Below are 25,262 nucleotides of genomic sequence, written 5' to 3' on the forward strand. Positions count from 1 at the left end.
GCTGCCACAAATCTGTGTCGGAAATCCGCTCAGGAACGGTTCGTTATTGGTCACACATTATCTAACAGTTCCGGCGGGTTTTCGGCCACTCTTTTATCCCGAGATCCGGCTTAAAACAGTGCCATTCTCACCTGACACCTTCTTTCATCGCTTTGGGCATCTTCCGCTCCAAGCTCTAGCCTTCTCTTCGAGCCAAAATAGTCTCTTCGACTCTGAGCCACCCACTCTACGAAATTCCATTACCTAATCAACGGAACATCGATCAATAATCTCACTCGGCACCTCAGCAGCTCTTACATTTTTTCGCTTAGAAATCCTCTAGTCTACTCTCTCGATAATCGGTAGACTCTTTCGCTAACCCGCTCGGGCGAATATCCAGCCATATCTAATTTTTTGAGATCCGAATCTTTGCAGAGAACCAAGTAATACTCACCCATTCCATATAAATAGATAGCTTTAGGAGAAGAAGGCTCCCCCATGATTTTAACTGTAGAGAACTCGAATCCACGCAAACAATCCGAGAACATGCTGTCATGGAGCAAATATTCACCCGGACCAAATCCACTGTTGGAACTAAAACCTAAAGAACTCCATTGGCCATTCAGCTGATCAACCCGTTCAACCAATCTGACATGGTCCACCTCGCGATCACTTTCAAACTTACAAGCGGCTGCCATTACCACCAGAGCCAGGAGAACCACCTTCATGCGCAAATCCGCCAAATGAGGCTCTGTATGTCAACACCTCACATGGTTGGCTTAACTTCAACACACGCACCCAGCCTGACTCAAGCCAACGTCCCGCACTCAAGCCGAGGCAAAGCCGTGGAAGTCCGTAAGAATCATGATTCCCACGACGATTCCTGCGGCGATCCGGTACCAGCCGAAAACTCCGAGCCCTTTCCGATTCAGGTAAGCGACCATCCATTTAACGGCAATCGCCGCCGAAACCGTGGCCGCAGCCACTCCCACCACCATCGGCACCAGGCCATACTCATTCCACATCAGAAGGCTGCCCCCACCCCACACATCGTATTTTTCGCCGATGTCCGGGATAGGCCACAACGCCTTCTTGGCGGTCGCGGCACCGAGGGTGACTACTCCGAGCAGGAACGAAAACTCAACAGCGGCGCTCAGTCTCAACCCAATCAGCAGGCCACCCAGGATGGTCATCAAGCTACGACTCGTCCCCGGCAACATCGCCACGCACTGCGCAAATCCGATCACCAGCGCCATCTTGACGGTGATCTCCGCCAGTTCGACGCCCTTGCTGCCGCCACCCTTCTTCATCCAGCGATCCACGAAAAGAATGGCTACGCCACCGACCAACCAGGCGGCGACCACCGGCTTCAGGCCGAAGAGCCGTGCCTCGATCCAGTCATTCGCCAGTATTCCGATCACGGCTGCGGGCAGGAAGCCTGCCACCAAGGCGATCGCCAGTTGCAAGCCCTTCGAATCCTTCCCCAAGACTCCCAAAATCATCTGCTTGACGCGGGGCCAATAGAGGCCGAGGACCGCCATGATCGCTCCAGCCTGAATGCATATCGCAAAACAATCGGCTGCCGCCTTGTCCTTCCCTTCGAGCCCGATGCCCATGAAGCGTTGAGCCACAATCAGATGCCCGGTCGAACTGACCGGCAGGTATTCGGTAAGTCCCTCGACGATCCCGAGGATGAAGGCTTCGATCCAGGTCATGACAGCGTTTGGGCGCGCAGCATGGAGCCTCATCCGCAGGGGGCAAGGGATTTACGATTGATAGTTGGTGCCACCCGGAGGATATTCGGTTGTGCCTCCGCGTATTTGGAAAGTTCGATACTTGAGGCTGGTCCGAAAAGCCCACCGGCTGCTCCGTCACCGGCGGCTCAGGCATCGCGGCTGGTGGAAGCCGATTCTCCGCCAACTTCTCGACCGCCGACTGTGGCATCCCTGCCGTGATACGGTGGCAGGCGGCATCTCAATCGGGTTTTTCTTCGCGATGATGTTCATGCCCGGCCAGACGATCGTTGCCGCGCTTCTCGCGGCTAGAGCCAAGGTCAACATCCCTTTCGCGGTCGCTGCATGCTGGGTCACCAACCCGCTCACGGGACCATTCATCCGTGTTTCCCAGCACCAGTTCGGAGGGTGGTTGCGAAATGACCTCGGCATTCCCATGCCGGAGCTGGGCCAAGTGGATGTCCCGCTCGGAGAAAGCATCGTGAACCTCAACGTTTCCGACTTCATTCTCGGCTTCCTGGTCATGGGCGTGCTGCTTGCCCTGGCAGCCTTTCCCATCGTCCATCTATTCTCCGCGATCCTGCCGAATCATCTGCCCATCAAAAAGCATCCGATCAGGCCTTCTCGTGAGGAAGCACATCGAAGCTCCGCGAACTGATCTTGCCTCCACCGCTCTGGGCGCCGAGCCGCATCCCGACCGTCACTCGCGGAAATATCAGCCGATCGGCGACTTTTCTGTCGGAACGCCGGATCGAAGCCCCGACCAGCAATCCGACCAAAAGCATTCCCGCGAGCAGACCGGTTCCGAGCATCAGGACTCGGACATTCCAGCGGGCAGGTTGAGCTTCATCGACTTCTTTGAAAGCTTCATCGATTCCATCCGCAAAGGTTTTGATCAAAGTCTGCGCCGATTCCGCCGAGCTCTTCTCATCCGAGCGCAGGGCCAGGATTGAATTCAAAATGGTGATCTGATCCTGCGGGGCCAAATCACTCGACCCGAGAACCGGCACCTTCTCGCCCGATTCGCTCATCGCATCCGGCATCCGGCTCCAGGCGATCTCAAAAAGCGAGCTATCGCTCTCCAATACCAACACCACTCCCGCCGCATCACCCACCCACGCATCCTGCAGCCACTGCGACTGCTCCTTCACATCGCTCCCAATCAAGCTGTCGAAGATCGCAACGTAGATTTCATAACCCGTCCTGTCCGAGATCGATGAAATCCTCGCCGAAAGTTCGTCCAAGATCTCGGGTTCCAGGCCGAACAAACGCGCTTCATCGAGAATACGCCCCTCGGGAGCTCGCGGAATACTGTCTTCAAGCACCTGCCCCACCAGCGGCAAGGCGAGCATCAGGAAGAACAGGGCCCAGCGATTCACTCCGTCATTTAGCGCCTTGAAGGCCATCGAATCAAGCCGCGACATCATTCCCCTTCATCCGGACCTTTCTACTCCCCCAGGCTCAGAAATCCGCTACGATCCCTACAATGAAACCTTTTCTTCCCGTCACCGGAATCCTGCTCGTGGGCCTCAGCACCTCAATCGTGGCCGCCGATCTCGAACTCGAAGCTCCGGGAATCGCCGTCCCGATTCTCGTTTCCCTTCCCGACAACCATGACCCCGCGAAATCCTGGCCGGCCGTATTTTCCTACCATGGCTTCAATGGCCGCCCCAATACCAGGAGCACCCGCGCTCACACCGGAGCACGCGACTGGATTGTCGTCGGAATGAGCTACACCCAACCCGGCAAATACCATCTTGAGCCCGAAGACATCGCCGCTGAACTCAAAGCCTTCCGCCACATTCGCGACGAGCTTGCCCGCACTCAGGGACTCGACCTGAAGCGCGTCTATGCAAGCGGCTACAGCAAGGGCGGCTGGATGACCGATACTCTGCTTCAAGCAGAGCCCGGCTTCGCGGGTGGTGCCATCCTGATGGGTGGGCACATTCCGTCTCCGCTCAGCAAGCCACCACCCATCAGCAAGGACACCGAAGTCTTCATCGGTATCGGCCGCTGGGATCCGAACTACATTCCTTCGCTCAAAGCTCTTGTTCATTATCGCGGACTCGGGCTCACCACCTCCTTCGAAGCCTGGCCGGAACTTGGTCACGACTTCCCCTCGGAGGGATCCCCCGGCCTGCGCGAATGGTTCACCCTGCAGAACGGCGGCAAGCCCGATGACGCTGCACTTGAAAAAGAAGTCGGCGAGATCCTCAAACTCCCGCCCGCTGAAGCGTGGATCGCACTCGCCGACTTCAAGGAGCGCCCTTTCTGCAACATCGAAGCCAGCGAATGGCCCGACAAAATATCTGCCGCACAGAAGGACCTCGAGAAAGACCCTCAAGTGGCCCGCGAAGCGCAAATCCGTAGCTCCCACCGACAGCTACTGGGACGCGAGGTAAAGATGCGCACGCTCGAAGATCTCCGCCGGATCGATGCCGGCTACATGAAACTCAGCGCCATCAGCGAAGGCAGCCCCCAAGCCAAAGACATCGTCCATGATCATCGCCGCATCCTCGCGGTCCTGAAGCAGGCGAACGCCACCGAGGTGCCCCGCCCGAAGCCATCTCCGATCACACCGGCACCCCCGAAGGACGATCGGAACATCCCCGGAAACCCGCTGGTTCGATAAGTCCAAGCTAACAGCGTGACTCCCTGAGCCGGCACGCTATAACCCGCCCATGGCCCCGCCTTCATCCCGAAACGACGGCCTTTGGCACCACTACTGGGCCACCTGGCGGACCATGTTTGCCATCCAATCAGTGGCACTCGTTTTCGGGCTAAGCCTCGCCATCCCCATCATCTCGCTGGCCACCAACAGAGCCCTCTCGGCATCCGGCAACTTTCGACTCAGCGATACGGACCTGCTGGACTTTCTCTTTGGTCCGAACTTCCCGCTCGTCGCCATCGCCGTGACGACCCTTTGGATCGTCATCCATGTTTTCGGCTATGCCGCCCAGCTCGTCGCCGCTCGCGCCTCGCTGCGTGGAGCACCCATTTCGGCGTTTGCTGCCATCCAAAAGACAAGCCCCCATCTCCTGCCTCTCACCCAACTCGCCTTCCGCTTCTTTACCCAACTCTTCATCATCGCGCTTCCCTTCCTGCTGGTGATCGTCGGAGTTCTCAGCCTCCAGCTCCAGGACAACGACCTCTCCGAGTATCTCGTCGCGAAACCCCCTGAGTTCATCCTGGCGATCGCCTTCGCCGTGGCGATTTTCGGACTCATGAGCTTCGTTCTGGTCCGGGTCACCGCGCGCTGGTTCTACGCCATGCCGCTCGTCCTCTTCAGTGGAGAAAAACCCGCATCTGCACGTCGTCTCAGCCGGAAGAAATCGCACGCCAACCGCCATCGCATCTTCATCACCATCACCCTCTGGGCCGTCGTCACTCCGCTGCTGGTTCTGGTCCTGAATGCCGGATGGCTGCCGCTCGCCCTCCGAGTCTCTGACTTGCTCGGACATCGGCTCGGACTGCTCTCTCTGGTGCTGAGCCTTGTCGTTTTCATGGCATTCACTCTCACCATCGTGGTCGGGTTCATCAGCTTGACGATACTCGCCATCCGGCATGTCGGATACTTCCGCGCCGCCGGACTCGACGCAGAAGACAGTCCCACCGCGCCCGAGCCGGACAAAGCATCCCTGATCGCTCGGCTGCTCACGACACTCGTCATCCTCACAGCCGTGTTGACCATCGGCCTCACCTACCGCTGGCTCAGCGACCTCCGCATCGCCGACCATGCCCGGATCGTGGCACTCCGCGGAGCGTCGCAGGACCGCCCGGAAAACACGCTCTCCGCCATCAACCGGGCGTGGGATCACGGCGCCCATGGCATCGCCGTGGATGTCAGGCTGGGCAGCGACCAGGAAGTTCTGGTCTTCGCCGACGCCGACTTCACCCGCATCGCCAAGCTGCCGCTGAAAATTGATCAAGCCACTCGCGATGATCTTGCCGCCATCGATATCGGATCATGGATGGATCCCCGCTTTCATGAAGAACGGGTCCCCTCCCTCGATCAGGTCATCGGTCTCTGCTCCGAGGAATCCAGCCTGATGCTCCTCTTCCCCGATCTCCCAGACGAAACGCAACGAAGATCCCTGCACATCGAAGTCGCCAAGCGACTGAAGCAGGGCAACATCAGCGGACGCACCCGGATCGTCTGCGCCCGCCCCGAACAGATTCCCGAAGTTCGGGAACATCACCCCGATGCCAAGCTCGGCTTCTGGTCCCAGCGGATCATCGATGGCCCGATCGGGGTTCCCGTGGACTTCATCATCGTTCCCGCAGACACCCTCCGCAGTGACCTGATCGACAATCTCCATCGCCAGCGCATCGAAGTCTTCGCCGCCGGGACCAGCGATCCGGCCATGATGTCCGCAGTCCTGAGCCGTGGCGCCGATGGCTTGCTGGTCACTTCTCCAAGACTGGGGCGTCAGGTGCTTGAAGAACGCTCCTCGCTCAACCCCGGGGAACGGCTTCTCGTGGATTTTGTCATCCGCATCCGCGATGCCTTGCCTCAATCGCGCCCCCACAACAGCGTCTCCCAATGACCCGCGCCATCACTCTGATCCTGATCCTTTCACTGACGTCTTGCGGCCTCATTCAAATGCCCTTCCGCGTGGTCGGTGGCGTCACCAAAGGCACCGCCCAAGCCGTCAGGAAACCGATCGACGCGCACAAGGAGCGCAAAGCAAAAAAAGAGGCCAAAAAAGCCAAGGAAGAGGCCAAGAAAAAGAACAAGGAAGCTGGCGAAGCCCCATCGAATCAAATCCCCGCCGATTTGCTACCGCCCGCCAACGACGGCGACCCCGACCTCGAAGCCCTTGAATTGGATCTCCCTCCCCTACCTTCCGAGTATCAGGATCTCCCGCCACTTCCCGAGTAACAGAACAACAAACGGACTCACGCCTTGTCCGCCACGAAGAGCGTGTGCGTGAACTTCTTCGCCTTGGGATACGCCTTGGCACCAATGGAACGCACATTGACGAATTCCTTCGCCAACTCCCGCTCGAATCCCTTGTCGCGGTTCGCCGACCAGTAGACCACCCGGCCCTTCGCCGCGAGTGCCGACTTCACCCTGCGAAATCCACGTCGCCCGTAGAGCTGATCATTGTCACGATGCACCAGCGAATCCGGACCGTTGTCGACATCCAGCATCACCGCATCAAATTTTCCGCCCGCAGCACGATCAATCGACTCCTTCACATCACCGACATGCACCTTGACCCGCGAGTCATCTAACAGGTGCCCGTTCACCTCCAGCAAAAACTCCCGGTTCCACGCCACTACTTCCGGTAAAAGCTCCGCCACCTCGACTTCCACATCCGCGCCGCAGAGCTCCAGCACCTTGCGCAGGGTGAATCCAAATCCAAGGCCACCAATCAGCACCCGCCGCGGTCCCGCCGCGCAGGCCAGCTCAGCCATCAATTGCTCGGACGAAGTCGCAATGGTGCTCATCAGCGTCACCCCGTCGACCTTCATGAAGAACTGCCCGTCGTGCTCCTGAAGCACCATCAGGCTGCCATCCGGCGCTGTGCACTGCGCAAGATTCTTCGTCTGCTTCATCTCACTCCGCAGATCGGCGTCGCTGGGTCATCATGAACTCATTGCCATCGGGGTCCACACACATCGCGAGATGCAGCGGATCCTCTGCGGTATCCACCGGTTCGCGCGTCAAGGAACCACCATGCTGCTTCAGCAACTCAATGCCCTCGCGCAGATCGTCGAGTTGAAAAGACAAACCCGTCCATGTCCTTTTTCCCTCACCCCCACCATGGATGCCGATGATCGATCCCGCGACGATCACCTCGCTCCAAACCTCCATCTCCATCGTGACCTCACCACCGAACAGGTCTCGGTAAAAGGCCACACAGCGTTTCCAATCGGCCGCCCAGAGGACGTATTTCACCTTCTCAACTTTCATGATCTTTTCGCTCTCAGAGTGATGCCGACGATGAGACGCCATACTGGCAGGCAGAAGTCGATACTCATGGACGCTGCTCACGCTTCTCGTCGATCCGGGCCGGTGGCATCTTGCGGATCTCTTCGAGGTCCGGAAGCTTCACCCGCTTCATCTGATCGCCATAGTCGTCGAGGTTTTCATTCAGCTGATCCTCGGAAACCTTCTCGGACTTCACCCCACCCTCCGGCACTTCCATCCCGGCACTCCAGACAATGGCATTCAGCACCACGGTGCGAAAGCCATCCAATGCCCAGTTGCGATGATAATGCCCGCCGGTGAAACCCACCCCGCGTCCGCCATCTTCGCGCTCGAATCCCCACATCAGCGACTGGGGCGTATCCAAGCCTTCCGCTCCGTGCCAATCCCACATGTTGATGTAGCGGCGCATCCGCTCACGCGTCGGAATCGCCGTCACCAGATCGAGCACCTTGGCGCGATCTTCAATAAAACGCATATTGTAATAAAATTCATCGAAGCTCTCGAATTTCTCCGGCACTCCTCTCGAAATCGGATGCCCCGGCATCACCTCGAGCTCCGAAAGCCAATGCGGATTCACCGAAAAGTCATTCTCCATCGCAGCCCCCATCCACGGGCGGTAATACTTTTCCCCGACCTCCTTCGTCGGGTGCACCGCATAGTGCATGAACATCAACCCAACCCCCTTCTTCGCCAGTCCGTCGAGGAACTCCATGTCGTCCTTGATGGCGCTGGAAGCATCGCAGTAGACCACGACCCCATCCACTCCATCCATCACCGACTTGTCCTTCCCCCAATCCGGCCCGACCACCTCGGCCTTCACCGGCAGACCGCTTTGCTCATTGAGCGCCTTGGCCAAGAGCATGCAGCCCGCCCTGAACTCATGGTCACCCGAGCCGTGACTTTTCGCTCCGGCAATGAAGACGATTTTTGTCGCCGCCTCATCTTCGCAAGCAGCTGGCAGGGAGATCAACACCGTCATGGCGAGTACGGAAACGATTCGTTTTATCATTGGAGCCAAAGATACGGCCAAAAACCCCGGACCTTCCAACCCAGATTCGGACATTCGCCCCAAAATTCTGCGCTTGAGGTTGAATAATTGGCCCATCACGCCGTCCATAAGAGGTAAACCACAGGGAAAACTCCATGAATATCCGTCTCCGAAACCTCGCCGCCTTGGCAGTGACACCCTTGCTGGCCACGTCCTGCATGACCACCTACGACGCCCAAGGTCGACCCGTCCAATCCGTCGACCCAGGTGCCGCGGCCGTGGGAGTTGCCGCCGCTGCCGTCATCGGCTACGCCGTCGCCAACAACCGCGACAATCATTACTACTACGGCGGCCCCTACGGCTACGCCCCACGTCGCGGCTATTGCCGCTACTGATCCCCCTTTCCAGATTGAGCTTCGCGAGACGCTCGATTTGTCCTACGAAGGCATCACCCCCATGCGCCTTCAAGTCACTGTTGCCCTGATTGCCCATCTCTCCCTGCCGCTCACCGCATCACCCACAGGAACCAATCTCGGCTTCGAAGAGGGACTCTCCGGCTGGAATTCGGCCAACGTTGCCGCCAGATCGGGAAGCTCGCCCGAAGGCATCCAGCACCTCGATCTCCAGAGCGGCTTCATCGAGCAAACACTCACCGGCCTCACTCCCGGCCAGCCCCATTCGCTGAGCCTCGCCTACCTCTCTCAGAGCGGCTTCAGCTATATCCTGTCCGGCGCGCGCCTGAGCATCGACGGGGCAATGATCGGAGAGCTCCACACTTCACAGAGCAGCGAATACCTTGCCTGCAATGGCTTCGAGTTCATCCCGAACTCCACGAGCGCCTCCCTTCGGATTGAGTCACTCGAAACCAGTAACCCGGGCCTCCTCATCGACGACATCCGCATCACGCTCGGTGGCCGCCCCTCCCCTCCCGCCCAATCATGGTCCAATCTCGACGTCCTTCCCGGAGGAGACCGCCAGCTGGTCAACGGCGGATTCGAAGCTGCTATCGGAAATCCCTCCACCGATCCCAACAACAGCGGCCCGGTCGGCAACGAACACCTCTGCGGCACCTCACTCCCCGGCTGGCTTGTCACCCGGGAAAATGTCGACGTCATTCAATACAGCAACGCCAACCCTCCTGAGGGCACCAATGCACTCGATACCAGCGGCCATGGCCCGGGCGGTATCGCCCAAACCATCACCGGACTCACCCCCGGCGGTGCCTACACCCTCTCCTTCAAATACGCCCGCCACGTTTCCTGGGGGACCGAAGACATGACTGGTCAGGCATTCGTCAACGGTGTGGTCAAGAGGTCACTGGTTCGAACCGTGGATCAGACCTGGGAAGACGGTTACGACACGGTCGAGATTCCGAGCATCGCAAGCCAGTCGGGAACCCTGACGATCGAAGTCATCTCCACCATCACCGACAAGGGAGGTTGTATCGTCTATGACGACTTCCGCATCGCCGAAGGTGCCGAGCTCTTCAACGAGTGGGCGCTCGCCCATGGCGCGACTCCCGACCCAACCGCCAACGACGACCTCGATTCATTCCTGAACGGCTTTGAGTTCCTCTTCGGCCTCGACCCGAAAAACCCCGAAGAGTCTTTCGCTCCGCTCAATGACTCCGGCAATCAGATCCTTCCAATCCCCATTTCCGGTGCTGCCCTGAGTCAAGGCTATCAACTTCAGCTGCTGACGAGCAGCGACCTCGATCAATGGATCTCCGCCTCCGATGAAAACAGCGGGCTCAGTTTTCTATCAGACAGCTCGTCAAAAGGAATCCATGGCACCCGCCGCTACCTCATTTCACCAACGAAATCCCAGCTTTTCTGGCGATACCAGCTCTCTTCTCCATGATGTAGCGGCGCCAGAGTCGCAAACAATGGGAAATTGGACGTTGGAAAAAAGTCCCTCATCCGGTTACAGCCACCTCCGCATGCAGTCACCCGCTCCCGGCCAACGCTGGATCTCCACCTCAGAGCCCACCCTCGGCCTCGGCATCGTTCTTTCCACCGAGATCAATCGCGTCGAAATCCACTTTCCCGCTGCCGAACAAACTCGTCTTTACGCCCTCGACAGCGCCCCACTCGTCCGCGTTCGCTTCAAACCTGGAGACCTCATCGCCAACTCCGACAAAGTCGAGTTCCGGGTCACCAAAGTCTCCGAGGAAAACCAGATCCTCACCTATCACGGGGAAGGAATCGAAATCCAGGAGGCCCTCCTGTTAGACACTCTCAGTTTCACCTCGCCCAGCGACCGGATGCTCGCCGGGATGTGCGATGATCCACGCGATTTCGATCTCCGTTTCCAAGCCCTCGAGTGGAACGGCCGCCTCCGCCAGTCCGAGGCCCGTGGCTTCACCGGGGCACGCATCGACCTGATCCCCCACCAGCTCGCCATCGTCGCGGAGACCGCCAACCGACTTCACCCGCGCGTCCTGCTCGCCGATGAGGTGGGCTTGGGAAAAACCATCGAAGCCTGTCTCATCCTTCATCGTCTCCACCTGACCGGTCGCGCCGACAGGATCCTGATCCTTGTTCCCGAACCGCTCGTCCACCAATGGTTCGTCGAACTCCTCCGTCGCTTCAACCTGCTCTTCGCCCTCTTTGATGAAGCCCGCTGCGTGTCGATCGATGCCAACGACCCCGACGGCAACCCTTTCCTCGACTCGCAACTCATCCTATGCGCCACCTCATTCTTCACCGACAATCCAGACCGGGCTGCCCAGGCCCGCGAGTCCGGCTTCGACCTGCTGATCGTCGACGAAGCCCACCACCTCGAATGGTCGCCGGAAAAAAGCTCGCCCGAGTATTCGATGGTCGAGTCGCTCGCATCCGCCATCCCCAGCCTGCTCCTACTAACCGCCACCCCCCAGCAACTCGGACCCGCCGGTCATTTTGCCCGCCTCCGACTGCTCGATCCCGATCGCTACGGTGAGCTCGATGCCTTCCTCGCCGAAGCCGAATCCTACGCCCCGCTCGCCACCGCCGTCGAGGCCCTCCAGAACGGCGAGCTGCCCGACGACATCAAAACCTTCGCTTCGAAATCTGAGCGCGCTTCCGCCCTGCTTGGAAAGGTCAGACTCGGCCAAGCCGCCGCGCGCACCCACCTCATCGCCGAGCTTATCGACACCTTCGGCACGGGCCGAGTGCTCTTCCGCAACACCCGCGAACAGCTCACCGGATTCCCCGAGCGCCTCCCGCACCTTCACCCGCTCACACCCGGCACCTCGCCCTATACCTGGCTTGCCGAATTGGTGAAAAGCCTCCCCGAGGATGAGAAGATCCTGCTGATCACCGGTTCGCCGGAAGCGGCCATCGGCACCAAGGAAAAGCTGCTTGAAGAGATGCAGGTCGACTGCGGCCTTTTCCACGAAGACCTCTCCCTGCTCGAGCGCGATCGCAATGCCGCCTACTTCGCCGAACCCGAAGGCGCACGCCTCCTGATCTGCTCCGAAATCGGCAGCGAAGGCCGCAACTTCCAGTTCGCCCGCCACCTCGTGCTCTTCGGACTCCCGCGCGACCCCGAACTTCTCGAGCAGCGCATCGGACGCCTCGACCGCATCGGTCAGACCGGCAGCATCAATATCCACGTCCCCTACGGCGTCGGTAGCGGATCCGAACTCCACGCCCGCTGGCTGCACGAAGGCATCGATGCCTTCACCCACCCGCTCAAAGGCGCCACCACCCTCGCCCACGAGCTTCTTCCCGGACTCGACGCGCTCGACCCCGCAGACACCGCCGCCTTCGAGGCCTTCCTCAAGAAATCACGTGAGCTCAGCGCCCAAGTCATCCACGACCTCGCCACCGGCCATGATCGCCTGCTCGAACTCGGGGCTCCCGCTCCTGAAAAGGCCACTGCCCTGATGGAGACCATCGAGAAAGCCGACCAGGATCCCAACTTCGAGCGCTTCTGTGTCCGGCTCTTCGACCGCCTTGGCCTCGATGTTTCCGACCTCGCCCTACGCTCCTACATCTTCAAGCGCAGTCACCGCCTCAGCGAAGCCTTCGCCGACCTTCCGGAAGACGGACTCTCCGTGACCTTTGATCGCGAAACCGCCCTCACCCGCGAAGACCTCACCTTCCTCACCGCAGACCACCCGATGCTCCGCGGGGCCATCGATCACCTGCTCAGCTCCGAATACGGCAACGCCTCCTTCGCCCGCTGGGAAACCGGCAAAGGCAAGGCCGTTCTGTTAGAGTGCTGCTTCGTCCTCGAAGCCCTCGCACCCGACCGTCTCCACGTTGACCGTTTCCTGCCACCGACCACGATCCGCGTGCTCATCGACCACTCCGGCAATGACCTCAGTGACAAGCCCAAGCCCACCCCGCTGCAACAAGGAGACGCCCGGCGCCTGATCAACCAGCCGACCTTCCGAAACGATCTGCTGCCCAAGCTTCTTGATCGCGCTGAGGCGCTCGCCAGCGAGCAAGCCACACCCAGTTCAAAAGCAGCCCGCGCTCTTGCCAAGAAATCGATCACCACCGAGATCACCCGCCTCAAGGACCTCGCCAAACGCAATCCTCAAGTCAACGAATCAGAAATCACCTCGCTCGAAGCGACGCTTGAAGAGACTCTCGCCGCCCTGAAGTCCCCTCGACTTCGCCTCGACTCCCTCCGCGTCATCTGGCGGACCTGACTACTAGGATCGCCCTACCTCACCGCGTAGTATTCCGGCGGTTCGGTTTCCCAAAGCAGATGCTTGGCTCCGAAGGCCACCAGCCCGCGTCCGTAGCGGCTCCGCGTGCTCACGCCGGATACCATCCGCGTGATGTGCTTGCTCATGTGTTTCTCCATGATCAGGGGAACCGCCCACTTGCCATAAAGCTCACTCATCTTCGAACCTCCCTCATACATCGAGAAAATCCGACCGTCGTAAAAGTACTCGATGATGTTCGCCCAAGCATCATGCCAGTCGAGCATCTCGGCCTCCACTTTCTCGAAACCACTCGCCAGCTTGTCCGGCTTCTCAAGCACTCCTTTCCCCTCGGCAAACACCTTCTTGTCCAGCAGGTCCGCCATGTGCATCGCCATGAACAAACCGGGAGACAGCATCGGGTCCACGAATCCATGGGAATCTCCAATCGCCACCCAACCCGGGCCATGCCCCCGGTCCGAGATCAGTTGGTAATTCGTGTAGGCCATCACTTCACTCACACGCTTCCTGCCCTTCCCCGCCTCACGAAGAATCGGCTCGGTTTCGATCAGCGACTCCAGCCTTTCGACCGCCGTCGCACCGTGATGCTTCGCAGCCTCCTTGTTCAGCACCACTCCCACCGACACCCGCCCGGGTAGCGGGATCCGCCACGACCAGCCATGGTCGAGAATCGACAACACCACCTGCCCGTCGCGACTGCTCTCGGCATCGAAGTTCTCGAAGTGCGCGAAGTAGGCGACATCATTCCGACCACCCCGCTTCGCCGGAATCCCCAACTCGCGCGCAAAGACCCGCGCCCGCCCCGTCGAATCCACCAACAGCTTCGGCTGCTCCCCACCCAGTTCAGGAGTCTCATCCAGGCACTCCTGGGTGAGCTGAATCTCCCTTTCGCCTGCCCCCTTTTCCACCGTTGCCCGGCGTTTCACAAAGGTCACGCCAAGCTCCTCCGCCCGAGCCCGCAGAAGCTGATCGAATTCCGGACGCGGAATGTTGTATGAGTAGTTCGGCGTCTTCCCCAAAACCTTCTCGGGAAAAAAGAAATCCAATCGCAAGCCACCCCGGTGCATGAAGGCCACTCCCGGCTTGTGGGTGCAGAACTCCTTCACCCGATCCTCAATCTCCAACCGACGCATCAGCTCCACCACCGTTGGCAGCAGCGACTCGCCAACCAGCAGACCCGGACGCTTGTCATCATCGAAAACCATCACGCGAAAACCACGCATTTTCAGAAGCGAAGCCAGGGTGCATCCAGCCGGTCCTGCTCCTACGATCACCACGTCGTAACCTTCGTTCACTTCATCTGCCTAATCGGAGACACCCCTTAAAGAAAGTCGAAATCACCACCACCCCACCCCGCCACCCCCCCATCAAGCTCCTGAAGACCCTTTCTTTTCTCTGGCTTCCGGGCTCCGGTCTCTGATCTCTTGAGCCATGCGTAGCGCACCCCTGGGTTTTTTCGATTCCGGCGTCGGCGGCCTGACTGTCGTCCACGCCGCCCAGCAGCTCCTTCCCCACGAGGACATCATCTACCTGGGAGATACCGCCCGCGTTCCCTACGGCTCGAAGAGCCCCCAGACCATCCGCGAATTCGCCGCCCAGGACGTCGAGTTCCTCCTTTCCCACGGCGTCAAAGCCATCGTCATCGCCTGCAACACCGCCACCGCCCACGCGCTGCCGACGCTCCGCAGAAAATTCAAGATCCCCATCATCGGCGTGATCGAATCCGGAGTAAAAGCCGCTCTGGCCGACCCTGACACCGACCGGGTCGGCATCATCGCCACCCGCGGCACCATTCGCTCCCACGCCTACCAGCACGCGCTCGCATTGAAGAAGACCGGCATCCTCATTCACGTGAAATCCGCGCCATTGCTGGTGCCACTCATCGAGGAGGACTGGCTCGACCACCCCGCCACCGACGCCGTCCTTCACACCTACCTCGACCCGATGGTCGAAAAAGGCATCGATACCCTGCTCCTCGCCTGCACCCACTACCCGCTGTTGATTCCCAAGCTCAAAAGCTTCCTGCCTTCCGACATCCGTCTCGTCGACTCCGCCACCACCTGCGCCGAGGACCTCAAGATCCGCCTAACGCAGCTCGATCTGCTCAACGACTCCAAGGATCACGGAACCCTCCAGATCCACCTCACTGACCTCTCCGAAGAGTTCGAGGTCCTCGCCAAGCGCTTCCTCGCCCGCCCCCCAGGAAAAATCAAACGCGCCGTCCTCTAGAAGCGCGCAGGCCAAATGGCGCACCCCTTTCCAACCGATACCAACGACCCCCGAACCAGTCATCAAACGGCACTCACCGCCTCCGCCACCTTCATCCCATCCAGCGCCGCACTCACGATCCCCCCGGCATAGCCCGCGCCTTCACCACACGGATAAAGCCCCTTCAGCTCCGGGTGCTGCATCGTCTCGTCCCGAGGAATCCTCAGCGGTGAACTCGTCCGGGTCTCAAACCCTAACAGCAGCGCCTCCGCCCCCGCATAACCGCGAATCTTCCGGTCGAACAAGCGCAGCCCGTCCTTCATCCGCCGCACCACCTCGCGCGGCATGATCTCATGCAGCGGCGCCGATTTCCCGCCGGGAAAATAGCTCATCTCCGGCAGCTCCTGCGACACCTTCGCCCGCAGGAAATCCGCCACCCGCTGGCCCGGTGCTACCTGACCACCGCCACCCGCCTTCTTCGCCTTCACCTCAAGGTCTTTCTGATAGGCGATCCCCGCCAGCACGCCGTGCTCCTTCCTGAATCGCTCCGTGTCCTCCGGCTCCACCGTCACCACCAGACCGGAGTTCGCGAACGGTGAGTCCCGACGCGACAGGCTCATCCCATTGACCACCACCTCATCGTTCTCCGTCGCCGCCGGCACGATCCACCCCCCCGGACACATGCAGAACGAATGCACGCCGCGACCATCGATCTTCGTCGCCACGCCATACTTCGCAGCAGGCAGAAGGCGCGGACGTTCCTCGCCTTGCGCCAAATGATACTGCTGCGCATCAATGAACGGCTGCGGATGCTCGATCCGCACACCGACGGCAAAGGCCTTCTGCTCCATCAGGATGCCATCCTGTTGGAGCAACTCATAAATATCCCGCGCACTATGCCCGGTCGCCAGAATCACCGCATCACCGATGAACTCACGACCATCAACCGTCACCACCCCATGCAACTCCCCACCTTCCCTAACAAAACCACTGACCTTCGCCTGAAAATGCACCTCGCCTCCCGCTTTCAGGATCGACTCACGCATCGCCTTCACCACATTCGGCAGCAGGTTCGAACCAATGTGTGGATGCGCATCGATCATGATCCTCGGCGGCGCCCCGTGAGCCACCAAGGTCTCATAGACTTTCCTAACAGGACCCCGTTTCGTCGCCCGGGTATAGAGTTTGCCATCTGAAAACGTCCCAGCCCCGCCCTCGCCAAAGCAGTAATTCGAGTCCTCGATCACCGTCCCCTGCCGCAGGATCGGTGCCAGATCAAATCGGCGCGCGCTCGCATCCTTGCCGCGTTCCAGCAGCACCGGCTTCATTCCTTTTTCCAGGCAGGTCAGCGCCGCGAACATTCCTGCCGGACCACAGCCCACGATCACCACCGTCCTTGCGTTTTTCGGCAAAGCCGCCACCTCCCAGGTCGGTTCCACCGCCGCCGGCAAAGGTTCATCCACACCGACTTCAAGCCGCAGCTGCACCTTCACCCGCCGCTGCCGCGCATCGATCGAATGCTTCAACAAGCGCACTTCGCAGACCTTCGCCACGCCGAGCTTCTTCGCCGCCGCCTTCTCCCATTCCGAGGCGTCTTCCGAAGCCTGCAGCGGCAACACGATATCGACCGTTTCCACGCCCCAAGCATGTCGCGCCCTCAAGGCACTGGCAATGCCCGACCAAGCCGGGCAAGCACTTCCCCCAGCGGCATGCGCCTTTCCCATTTACACGGAGCTCCGCAAGAACTGGAATGCACGCCATGACCACTCATTGCCGAACCAGACGCACCCTCTTCTCATCGATTCCCAGAAAGCTGATCGCCCTCTCGACTGCCGGCCTCATGACCCTTTCCCTCATCTCCTGCGCCACGACCGGAGGTGCAGGCAGCTCCGTCCCCTACCCCGGGATGGAAGCCGAATTCATCCCCGATCGGGTCGCCCTGGGCGGCTCCAAAAGCCTGAACAATATCGCCTCAACCCTGCCGATTTTCGACCCGGGCGACCCAAAAATGTGGCTCAGACCGAAAGTCAGCGACCCCAACGTGGACGGCGAATGGTTGGTCCGCGCTCAGGGAGGTCAGGCACCCGTCCGCATCAAGCGCCTCCCCTCTTCACCGCAAGGCGCCCAACGGATCAAGGTCATGGTCGGCCCGATCCCGGACACCAAAGAATCCCCGCCTTCCATCTGGATCTACGAATTGCAGCGCACAAACGGCGGATGGATCCAGCCGATTCCGACCTCTTGATTTCGCAGTCCCTCAGCGACCGAATCAACACCGGAGCGCTCGCTTGCGGCCTTCGTCGTCCACACTGACGTAGCTCACCTGCGTCCCGAAAATCGGCGGCGAACCCGGGTTTTTCCGGTCAATCACCTCGACCCGGTAGCGCACCGAAGTCGTCCCCTCCCGTTCCTTCTCACAGCGGATCGAAAGGATCGTCCCCTCACGCACCGAGTGATGGAACTCCACCTTGTCCATCCCGACCGTCACGAATTGGCAATGGGGATAGTCCAGCGACGCCGCGATCCAGCAGGCTTCGTCGACCCAGGCCAGCAAGCGACCACCGAATAAAAAACCCAGATGGTTCAGATCCTCCGGCAATACCAGTCGCTGCGTCTCCATCAGTCCGCAAAGAAACGCCGCTTCTTCTCCTTGTAGAGCAGAGCATCCAGCGACCAGCTGCCGGCACCGGCGATGATCAATGCCAGGCAGGGAATGGCATACAGCAATGCCGGCTCCTTCGCCGCACCTCCCTTCATGAAGAAATCCGCCCCCGCATGCACTTGGAACGCCGCCACCAGCATCGCAAAGCACAGGATGAAGGCCGCCGGACGGGTCATCAAACCCAACACCAGCAGAGCCGCGCATCCCACCTCGGCAAAAATCGTCATCATCATGCTCACCGGCGGCGACATCAGCGAAAGCAAGGGAACATCCGGCACTGCCCAGGTGTCTTTTTTCTCCTCGAATAAAGCGATTTTCGACCAACCGTGTCCGATCAGCATCATCAAGCCAAACCCGACCCTCAGCACCAACAGGCCGCCGGAAGCAATCGAGTCGCGTGTCCCACAGTCAAAAAAGAACTTCTTCATGATTCGGCGGACTTCTTCGGGCGAATGGTAATCTGCTTCAAGCGATCGCTGCCACCCGGCGAGGCGCTCTCCACCTCGGCGATGTCGACCACGGCATTGTGCACCAGACGTCGGTAGTAGGCGTTCAAAGGACGCATCTTGAGAGCCTTGCCGGAAGCCTTGACCCGCTCAGCCAGCCCGCGGACTTCCTCGACCAGATGATCCTCCTGAATCGCCCGGTAGTGCTCGCAGTCGACCCTCACCCGCGGGGCCTTTGGGAAATGTTTCTTCAGCACCCGGTTCACCAGATACTGCAAGTCATCGAGCCGTTCCCCATCCTTCCCGATCAGGAATTTGCTCTCGCTTGTCAGGATCTGAAGACACGGCCCTTCTTCGCTTTCATGGATCTCGATGTTCACTGTGAACCCAAGATGCCCAAGCATGGTATCGAGAATCTTGCTCGCCGCTTCCGCCGGTTTCATGCCCCCACGCTAACAGGCACCTCGCATCGGTCAATCGTCGGAAATGGCGTCCGACTAAGAACCCGATCCTCTCATTCCCACTCCCGCGCCACCTCCCGCGCCACCGCCGCCAAGCTCGCCTTCTCCTCATCGGAAAAATCATGGGGCACCACTTTCCCGATCCCCAGCGTGCCCAGGACCTTCTCGCCATCCGATGAAAAGATCGGCACCGCCAGCGATCCCGCCACCTGGGTTTGGCGCGCTCCCTCCTTCGCCACCCCACCGAGGTCCTTTTGAAGATTGCACAATTCCACGGGTTCACGACTCGCCGCCGCCGCGCCCGCAATCCCTTTTCCAAATGGAATCCGGGAAATCATCGGCATCAATGTTTCCGGAACGCCCTGCGCCACGACCAGATCCAGCCACTCGCCGTCGGCTCGATGCAAGGTGCCCGTCTGACAGCCAAATTTCTCCAGCAACTCAGACAACCAGCCCGCCTCATTCCCTGTCATTTCCTGCTCCACCTTCATATGCACCCATAAAACACGGAGAATCCAACGATAGAAGGGGATTCTCGCTTCCCCTGGCACTTCAAATCCAACGAAAGAATCCCTTCTTTCAAACGCCTCATCCCGGCAGCCGGCCTTGCATACTCGAAAAAGTCTCGCATCCGATCCCGTGAAAGTCGGTAATTGTCGGCAGGCCAATGCACGACCGGAACACTTCCTTATCGCCCGGGATTCAAGTCGATGACTTCGGTTCTCTTGCCGACGGACGACCTGCCAAGATCTACACCATCGAGCATCCGAACGGCCTGCGGGTGCGAGTCAGCGACTTCGGAGCCACCATGATCTCCTGCGAAGTTCCGGACAAATCGGGCGAGCGCGCCGACCTGTTGCTCGGGTTCGATTCCGTCACAGGCTACCAAGGGGCAGCAAATCCCTACTTCGGAGCCTCCGTCGGTCGCTATGGAAATCGAATCGCCGCGGGCCGCTTTTCACTCGATGGAAAGGACTACCTCCTGGCCACCAACAACGATCCAGCCGGCATCCCCTGCCATCTTCATGGTGGCGAGCTTGGCTTCAGTGGTCGCCTCTGGGACGCGGAGCCGGCAAGCGACCGCCGGTCCATCACCTTTCGCTACCACTCGAAAGATGGTGAGGAAGGATTCCCCGGCAACCTCAAGGTGGAAGTCACCTACGCCTTCAACGAGAACGGAGATCTCGTCTGGGAAGCAAACGCCACCACCGACGCCCCGACGGTGCTGAATCTCATCAGTCACAGCTACTGGAACCTATCCGGTGATCCTTCACTTCCGATCACCGACCATCAGCTGACTCTCTTCGCCAACCATTTTCTCCCCACCACTCAGGGCATGATCCCGACCGGTGAACTCGCTCCCGTCGCCAACACTCCGATGGATTTCACCGTTCCCCATATCATTGGTGATCGGATTGACGCGGACTTCGAAGCCCTCCAATTCGGGGCGGGATACGATCACTGCTGGGTGCTCTCCGGCCCGCGCGAGGAGGGAGTGGCACTTGCCGCACGCCTCAAGGATCCGAAAAGCGGTCGCGTCCTCGAGGTATTCACCAATCAGCCGGGCATTCAGTTCTACACGTCCAACTGGATCGATGAAGCGCACTTCGCCGGAGACAATCCTCCGGGAAAAGGAGACCGGATCTATGGCAAGCGAAGCGCCTGCTGTCTCGAGACCGAGAACTTTCCCGACGCCCCCAACAAACCGAACTTCCCCTCTGCCACCCTCCGCCCCGGAGAAACCTACCGGCACACGATGATTCACCGCTTTTCGGCAGAGTGAAGTCAGGAACACCGCGCAGCCAGGGCAGTCAACACACTCCATCCTTGCACTCGATTAGTGAGCTCCCTTCCATCCGAAAGATTCCGTCCCTTAAAACCCAATAGACTCAAGCTATGAACTATCTCGAAGTCATCCTCTTCATTGTCGCCGTCGTCGGCGTCGTCGGACTAGGCATTTACAAAAGCCGGGACGAAGACACCAAAGGAGAAGGAGGAGCAGATGATTACTTCCTCGCCGGTCGCGGCCTGACCTGGTGGCTCGTTGGGTTTTCACTGATCGCCGCCAACATCTCCACCGAGCAGTTCGTCGGCATGTCCGGCTCCTCGGCCAACTGGCTCGGCATGGCGATCGCCTCCTACGAATGGATGGCAGCCGTCACCCTCGTCGTCGTTGCCTTCTGGTTCCTTCCACGCTTCCTCAAGGCTGGCCTCTACACCATTCCCGAGTTCCTCCAGTATCGTTTCGACGGAGTTGCCCGCCTTGCAATGGCCATTCCGGCCATCGTGACCCTCGTCTTCGTCACCACTTCATCGGTCATCTTCTCAGGTGCCAAATTCGTCTCCGAGTACTACAACACCATTCCCGTCCTCAACAACCTCACTGCGATGTGCTGGTTGATAGCTGCCTTCGCCGCAGTCTATGTGTTCATCGGTGGTCTCAAGGCCTGCGCTTGGACCGACCTCATTTGGGGTGCCGCGTTGATCGTCGGCGGTGGCATCGTGATGTATTTTGCTTTCAGCACCCTCACCGATCGACCGGCCGACGAACTCATCCTTACCAAAGTCGCCAATTCCGATGCGACCGCTGCCGATCTGGAAGGAGCCAGTGCTTGGCAGCGATTGATACTCCTGAACGACGGAAAAGACGGGGAAGCCGTTGCCGTGGACGGACCCAACGGGTCCGGTGGAAAGATGCACATGGTCCGTCCCATCGAGGACACCGATATCCCATGGACCGCCCTCCTCGTCGGCCTCTGGATTCCCAACTTCTTCTACTGGGGTCTCAACCAGTACATCGTCCAGCGGACCCTCGGGTCCAAGTCACTCGCCGAAGGTCAGAAAGGCATCGTCTTCGCCGCCGCGCTGAAACTGGTTATTCCCTTCGTCGTCGTCATTCCCGGCATCCTCGCTTTCAATCTGTTCTCCGGTGACCTCCACGAAGGAGCCAAAGCGAAGAATGAAGCCGCCTTCGCCAAGGCGACAGATGCTCAGGTCATATCCGTCGATGAGGCCTTTGTGAAACTCCAGCCGGACCTCGCCGCTCAAGTTCTGCAGCACAATCTGATGGGTGTGAAAATCGACATGCCCACAAGAGAGCAATTGTTGGCTGCACCGGACGCGTTTGCCTCGCAGATCAATGACCTTGCCAACAAGGCTAAGGAAAGTGGCGCCGAGGCTGCGGGAAATTTCATGGGCTACGACTATGACGCAGCCTTCCCCGTCCTTGTCCGCAATCTGATCAAGCCTCATCCACTGATCTCATGGTTCGTCCTCGCAGCACTTTGCGGTGCGGTGATCAGCTCGCTCGCCTCGATGCTCAACTCCGCCTCGACCATCGCCACGATGGATCTCTACTCCAAGTTTTCGGGAGTCAAGGAACCCGCCAAGCTCGTCAAAGTGGGTCGTGGCTTCGTCGTCCTCTTCGTGCTGCTTGCCGCACTCGTCGCTCCAAAGCTCGATAACTTCGAAAGCATCTTCAAATACATCCAGGAGTTCCAGGGTTTCATCTCTCCCGGTCTGCTCGCTGTCTTTATCTTCGGCTTCTTCTCCCCACGCACTCCACGGTGGTTCGGCGTGGTCGGCATCCTCACCAACATCGTCCTCTACGGAGCGATGAAGTGGGCGATCGGCCCGTGGCTTGTCACCCAAGGATGGTGGTTCTCCAACGAGATCGCCTTCCTTGATCGCATGGCTGTCTGCTTCTTCGTGATCTTGATCATTGGTATCGTCATCACGCTCGTCAAACCGATGAGGACGCCCGTGGAACTTCCGGTCAACGAGAAGATCGAACTCACCACTTCACCTGGTGCCAAGATCGTCGGCATCGGCATCGTGATCGCCACCATCGCTCTATACGCCGTGTTCTGGTAAACGGGACACCTCCCCAAAAAAGCCCGTCCGGATCTCCGGACGGGCTTTTCCTTTGGATACCTGCAAGAACTCCCACCGATTCAGGGAACCCTGAAAAACTTGTTCTCCGAGGCCGCGTAGTGCGGATCCCGCACCTTCGCGCCACTCGGGAAGCCCTTCACATCAATCAGCTTGTTGTTGTAAGGACTGAAAACAAATCCATCCCGTCCCGGGACCTTCTTCGCCGTTGGAATCCCCGTAGCTTCATTCCGTGGTGGCTTCGGAGAGGGTGTCGGTTTCGGCTCGGGTCTTGGCTGCTCCCGCACCTCGGGCTGCGGTCCCTCGGCCTCCTGCCGCTCGCGCTGGGCCTGCAATTCATCAAGCGTCCCCGGTGCCGGCTGCGTCTGCTGTCCACCCGGAACACCTGTCTGACCATAGCGAATCGGTTCCTGCCAAACATAGAAACACGACGAGCTCATCATTGCCACGGCCACGACACCCACCGCACGAACCCACCCGAAATATCCACAACTTCCCTGCTTCATGCCGCTACTCCATCACAAGCGAAGCAAGACGTCAAACTTTAATGCTGTTTTTCCAGCATTTGAAAGCCGGCCCCTCCTTTGGATTCAGGCTTCGGTGGCTTTTGTCGCCACATAGACCGTACTCTCCGACATCTTCTCCAAGTGCGGGTTTTCGAAGGAAACCACATGGGAACGGCAGGAGTCGAAAACCTCGCCAAGCGCCCGCATGAAGGAATCCTCCGGCGGATCATCCGACCACAAGGCAAACACGCCGCCCGGATGGATCTTGGCAGCCAGCTTCCGCAAGCCCTCGGCTTCATAAAACTCGCCATGCCGCTGATGCAGCAGGTTCGCCGGAGAATGATCGATATCGAGCAGCACCGCATGAAAGCTTCGCGTCGGATCCTCTGGATCAAACCCAGCCGTCCCGCTCAAAGAGAGCTCGAAAAAATCTCCGTGCACGAAGCGACAACGCCCGTCCGCCATCAGCCCGGGACCCAGCGGCACCATCCCCTTCTCGTGCCATTCGATGACCGGCTCAAGATAGTCCACCACCAGCAGCGAACTCACCTCATCCACCTCCAGCGCTGCCCGGGCGGTGTAGCCCAAGCCGAGGCCACCCACCACCACCTCCAGCGGAGTGCCTGCAGGCACGGTCTCCTTCACCGCCGCCAGACCCAGCCGCGACAGCGCCTGCTCGACCTCGGTGAACAGGCTCGTCATCAGGTAGGCATCGCCAAGAATCACCTCATGCACCTCGAGATCGTCGAGCGATGGGATCAAACGTCGCCTCAGGATCAGTTCTCCCAGCGGTGTCTGGCGATAGTCGAGTTCTTCAAAGCGGCTTGAGGCGGGCACGCCCCCATCTAGGCGAAGAATCGGCCACGGGACACGGAATTTATCAGCTTTCCCCGTTCCTGCTTGGCCCAGACGCATTCCTCGCCATTGCTATGGCCATGCAATGGCTGAGCGCACTTGAAAACCGTCTCCAATGGATCGCCTTCCCCGGTCTTTTCAAGTACCTGACCCTTCTTGGTGTCGTCATTTTTGCCTGGCAGTGGGTCGATCCCAGTGTGGTGGAACGCATCTCATTCGATCGTGACAAGATCCTCTCGGGTGAGGTTTGGCGGATCATCAGCTTTGCCTTCGCCCCCGCCGGAACCTTCAGTTTCGGCGTCTTCGGTGTGCTGTTCCTGTTCTTCGCCGTGATGATCGCCTTCCTCATCAATGATTCGCTCGAAGAAGTCTGGGGCCCCACCCGCACCACCCTCTACCTGCTGACCTCCCTGGTCGGCCTCGTCATCGGCATGTTCCTCTTCGATCCCGGCCCCTTGCCTGCGGGAAGATACCTCTACACCTCGATGTTCCTCGCCTTCGCGACCTATTTCCCGAATTATGAATTCCGGCTCTTCTTCTTCATCCCCGTCAAGGTTCGCTACCTCGGCTGGTTCGCCCTCGGAATGATGATCTTCTCGGGGTTCGCAGCACCCGTCATGTTCTGCGTGATCATTCCCACCCTGATCCCCTATGCCATCTGGGTGCTTCCTGCAGAAATCCAAGGCAAGGCGGCACTCGCCAGCGCCACCAAACGCCGGCAGAAGTTCAAGAGCACTCAAATTACGGAGAACGAACCATTCAACACCTGCTCCAAGTGCCACCGCACCGATCTCAGCGACCCCGATCTCCAATTCCGAACCATGCTCGACGGGACGGAATACTGCGTCGATCATCTTCCTGAAGAGACCTCACAAGCAGACAAATCCACGGATCACCAACGTTGACAGGCCCGCCACAACCGCGTTCACCAAACT

Annotated in this window: 26 protein-coding genes; 12 read left to right on the top strand and 14 right to left on the bottom strand. The window is 59.3% G+C overall.

The annotated features are described in order from the left end of the window. Positions 1-323 precede the first annotated feature (323 nt). Together WBG04_RS09430 and WBG04_RS09435 are read right to left on the bottom strand one after the other, a co-directional pair. Positions 324-707 (bottom strand): hypothetical protein, encoded by a 384-nt coding sequence (locus tag WBG04_RS09430; RefSeq protein ID WP_424314163.1) that lies wholly within the window; start codon positions 705-707, stop codon positions 324-326. 99 nt (positions 708-806) lie between these two features. Continuing rightward, the gene (locus tag WBG04_RS09435) at positions 807-1,694 is read right to left on the bottom strand and encodes an undecaprenyl-diphosphate phosphatase (protein ID WP_424314164.1); all 888 of its coding nucleotides are present in this window, start codon (positions 1,692-1,694) and stop codon (positions 807-809) included. Positions 1,695-1,815: 121 nt separating this feature from the next. Here WBG04_RS09435 and WBG04_RS09440 point away from each other — a divergent pair, with 121 nt between their 5' ends. Further along, positions 1,816-2,370 (top strand): DUF2062 domain-containing protein, encoded by a 555-nt coding sequence (locus WBG04_RS09440; protein ID WP_424314165.1) that lies wholly within the window; start codon positions 1,816-1,818, stop codon positions 2,368-2,370. Here the strand turns inward: WBG04_RS09440 and WBG04_RS09445 are convergent. After that, positions 2,327-3,139 (bottom strand): hypothetical protein, encoded by an 813-nt coding sequence (locus tag WBG04_RS09445; RefSeq protein ID WP_424314166.1) that lies wholly within the window; start codon positions 3,137-3,139, stop codon positions 2,327-2,329. The two genes, WBG04_RS09440 and WBG04_RS09445, sit on opposite strands and share 44 nt — an antisense overlap. A 59-nt stretch (positions 3,140-3,198) precedes the next feature. On the opposite strand from WBG04_RS09445, the gene WBG04_RS09450 reads away from it, so the two are divergent. From WBG04_RS09450 to WBG04_RS09460, 3 genes are read left to right on the top strand one after another with little or no spacing between them, the layout of a single operon-like run. Then, entirely contained in the window at positions 3,199-4,344 is a 1,146-nt protein-coding gene (locus WBG04_RS09450; protein WP_424314167.1) for an alpha/beta hydrolase, read from the top strand. 49 nt (positions 4,345-4,393) lie between these two features. Then, positions 4,394-6,259 carry a glycerophosphodiester phosphodiesterase family protein gene (locus tag WBG04_RS09455; protein ID WP_424314168.1) on the top strand — a complete coding sequence of 622 codons (1,866 nt, stop codon included), beginning with the start codon at positions 4,394-4,396 and terminating at the stop codon, positions 6,257-6,259. Then, positions 6,256-6,594: a hypothetical protein gene (locus WBG04_RS09460; RefSeq protein WP_424314169.1), complete on the top strand. Its 339-nt coding sequence runs from the start codon at positions 6,256-6,258 to the stop codon at positions 6,592-6,594. The genes WBG04_RS09455 and WBG04_RS09460 overlap by 4 nt, the downstream gene beginning before the upstream one ends. A 17-nt stretch (positions 6,595-6,611) precedes the next feature. Here WBG04_RS09460 and WBG04_RS09465 read toward each other — a convergent pair whose 3' ends face one another. From WBG04_RS09465 to WBG04_RS09475, 3 genes are all read right to left on the bottom strand, one after another. Continuing rightward, on the bottom strand, positions 6,612-7,274 hold the full coding sequence (locus tag WBG04_RS09465; RefSeq protein WP_424314170.1) for a spermine synthase: 663 nt from the start codon (positions 7,272-7,274) through the stop codon (positions 6,612-6,614). 1 nt (position 7,275) lies between these two features. After that, complete coding sequence (locus WBG04_RS09470; RefSeq protein WP_424314171.1) at positions 7,276-7,632, bottom strand: VOC family protein; 357 nt, start codon at positions 7,630-7,632, stop codon at positions 7,276-7,278. 64 nt (positions 7,633-7,696) lie between these two features. After that, positions 7,697-8,659, bottom strand: a complete 963-nt coding sequence (locus WBG04_RS09475; protein WP_424314172.1) for a ThuA domain-containing protein — start codon at positions 8,657-8,659, stop codon at positions 7,697-7,699. Positions 8,660-8,793: 134 nt separating this feature from the next. On the opposite strand from WBG04_RS09475, the gene WBG04_RS09480 reads away from it, so the two are divergent. From WBG04_RS09480 to WBG04_RS09490, 3 genes are all read left to right on the top strand, one after another. Beyond that, a complete protein-coding gene (locus tag WBG04_RS09480; protein WP_424314173.1) occupies positions 8,794-9,033 on the top strand; it encodes a hypothetical protein in 240 nt (79 codons plus the stop codon). A gap of 61 nt (positions 9,034-9,094) precedes the next feature. After that, positions 9,095-10,498, top strand: coding sequence for a hypothetical protein (locus WBG04_RS09485; protein ID WP_424314174.1), 1,404 nt, complete (start codon positions 9,095-9,097; stop codon positions 10,496-10,498). Between the two features lie 79 nt (positions 10,499-10,577). After that, a complete protein-coding gene (locus tag WBG04_RS09490) occupies positions 10,578-13,280 on the top strand; it encodes a helicase-related protein (RefSeq protein ID WP_424314175.1) in 2,703 nt (900 codons plus the stop codon). Between the two features lie 14 nt (positions 13,281-13,294). Here the strand turns inward: WBG04_RS09490 and WBG04_RS09495 are convergent, their stop codons facing one another. After that, on the bottom strand, positions 13,295-14,593 hold the full coding sequence (locus WBG04_RS09495) for an NAD(P)/FAD-dependent oxidoreductase (protein ID WP_424314176.1): 1,299 nt from the start codon (positions 14,591-14,593) through the stop codon (positions 13,295-13,297). A gap of 136 nt (positions 14,594-14,729) precedes the next feature. Here WBG04_RS09495 and murI point away from each other — a divergent pair, with 136 nt between their 5' ends. Beyond that, positions 14,730-15,527 (top strand): glutamate racemase, encoded by a 798-nt coding sequence (gene murI, locus WBG04_RS09500; RefSeq protein WP_424314177.1) that lies wholly within the window; start codon positions 14,730-14,732, stop codon positions 15,525-15,527. A 62-nt stretch (positions 15,528-15,589) separates the two neighbouring features. Here the strand turns inward: murI and WBG04_RS09505 are convergent, their stop codons facing one another. Then, positions 15,590-17,230 (bottom strand): NAD(P)/FAD-dependent oxidoreductase, encoded by a 1,641-nt coding sequence (locus tag WBG04_RS09505; protein ID WP_424314178.1) that lies wholly within the window; start codon positions 17,228-17,230, stop codon positions 15,590-15,592. A gap of 35 nt (positions 17,231-17,265) precedes the next feature. On the opposite strand from WBG04_RS09505, the gene WBG04_RS09510 reads away from it, so the two are divergent. Next, positions 17,266-17,751: a hypothetical protein gene (locus tag WBG04_RS09510; RefSeq protein WP_424314179.1), complete on the top strand. Its 486-nt coding sequence runs from the start codon at positions 17,266-17,268 to the stop codon at positions 17,749-17,751. A gap of 24 nt (positions 17,752-17,775) precedes the next feature. Here WBG04_RS09510 and WBG04_RS09515 read toward each other — a convergent pair whose 3' ends face one another. The 4 genes from WBG04_RS09515 to WBG04_RS09530 all read right to left on the bottom strand — a co-directional run bounded on the left by WBG04_RS09515 (position 17,776) and on the right by WBG04_RS09530 (position 19,566). Continuing rightward, positions 17,776-18,126: an acyl-CoA thioesterase gene (locus tag WBG04_RS09515; protein ID WP_424314180.1), complete on the bottom strand. Its 351-nt coding sequence runs from the start codon at positions 18,124-18,126 to the stop codon at positions 17,776-17,778. After that, a complete protein-coding gene (locus tag WBG04_RS09520; RefSeq protein ID WP_424314181.1) occupies positions 18,126-18,596 on the bottom strand; it encodes a DoxX family protein in 471 nt (156 codons plus the stop codon). Before WBG04_RS09520 ends, WBG04_RS09515 begins: the two co-directional genes overlap by 1 nt. Continuing rightward, the gene (locus WBG04_RS09525; RefSeq protein WP_424314182.1) at positions 18,593-19,057 is read right to left on the bottom strand and encodes a protein jag; all 465 of its coding nucleotides are present in this window, start codon (positions 19,055-19,057) and stop codon (positions 18,593-18,595) included. Before WBG04_RS09525 ends, WBG04_RS09520 begins: the two co-directional genes overlap by 4 nt. A 71-nt stretch (positions 19,058-19,128) precedes the next feature. Further along, the gene (locus WBG04_RS09530) at positions 19,129-19,566 is read right to left on the bottom strand and encodes a GAF domain-containing protein (protein WP_424314195.1); all 438 of its coding nucleotides are present in this window, start codon (positions 19,564-19,566) and stop codon (positions 19,129-19,131) included. 176 nt (positions 19,567-19,742) lie between these two features. On the opposite strand from WBG04_RS09530, the gene WBG04_RS09535 reads away from it, so the two are divergent. Together WBG04_RS09535 and WBG04_RS09540 are read left to right on the top strand one after the other, a co-directional pair. Then, positions 19,743-20,858, top strand: coding sequence for an aldose epimerase family protein (locus tag WBG04_RS09535; protein ID WP_424314183.1), 1,116 nt, complete (start codon positions 19,743-19,745; stop codon positions 20,856-20,858). Positions 20,859-20,971: 113 nt separating this feature from the next. Continuing rightward, positions 20,972-22,948, top strand: a complete 1,977-nt coding sequence (locus WBG04_RS09540; RefSeq protein WP_424314184.1) for a sodium:solute symporter family transporter — start codon at positions 20,972-20,974, stop codon at positions 22,946-22,948. Positions 22,949-23,028: 80 nt separating this feature from the next. On the opposite strand, the gene WBG04_RS09545 is transcribed toward WBG04_RS09540, so the two are convergent. Next, positions 23,029-23,472 carry a hypothetical protein gene (locus tag WBG04_RS09545; RefSeq protein WP_424314185.1) on the bottom strand — a complete coding sequence of 148 codons (444 nt, stop codon included), beginning with the start codon at positions 23,470-23,472 and terminating at the stop codon, positions 23,029-23,031. 84 nt (positions 23,473-23,556) lie between these two features. Further along, a complete protein-coding gene (locus WBG04_RS09550) occupies positions 23,557-24,309 on the bottom strand; it encodes a spermidine synthase (protein ID WP_424314186.1) in 753 nt (250 codons plus the stop codon). A gap of 98 nt (positions 24,310-24,407) precedes the next feature. Between WBG04_RS09550 and WBG04_RS09555 the strand changes: the two genes are divergently transcribed. Then, positions 24,408-25,232, top strand: a complete 825-nt coding sequence (locus tag WBG04_RS09555) for a hypothetical protein (RefSeq protein ID WP_424314187.1) — start codon at positions 24,408-24,410, stop codon at positions 25,230-25,232. Positions 25,233-25,262 lie beyond the last annotated feature (30 nt).

This window comes from Haloferula sp. (assembly GCF_049672945.1).
Classification (GTDB): Bacteria; Verrucomicrobiota; Verrucomicrobiia; order Verrucomicrobiales; family Akkermansiaceae; genus Haloferula.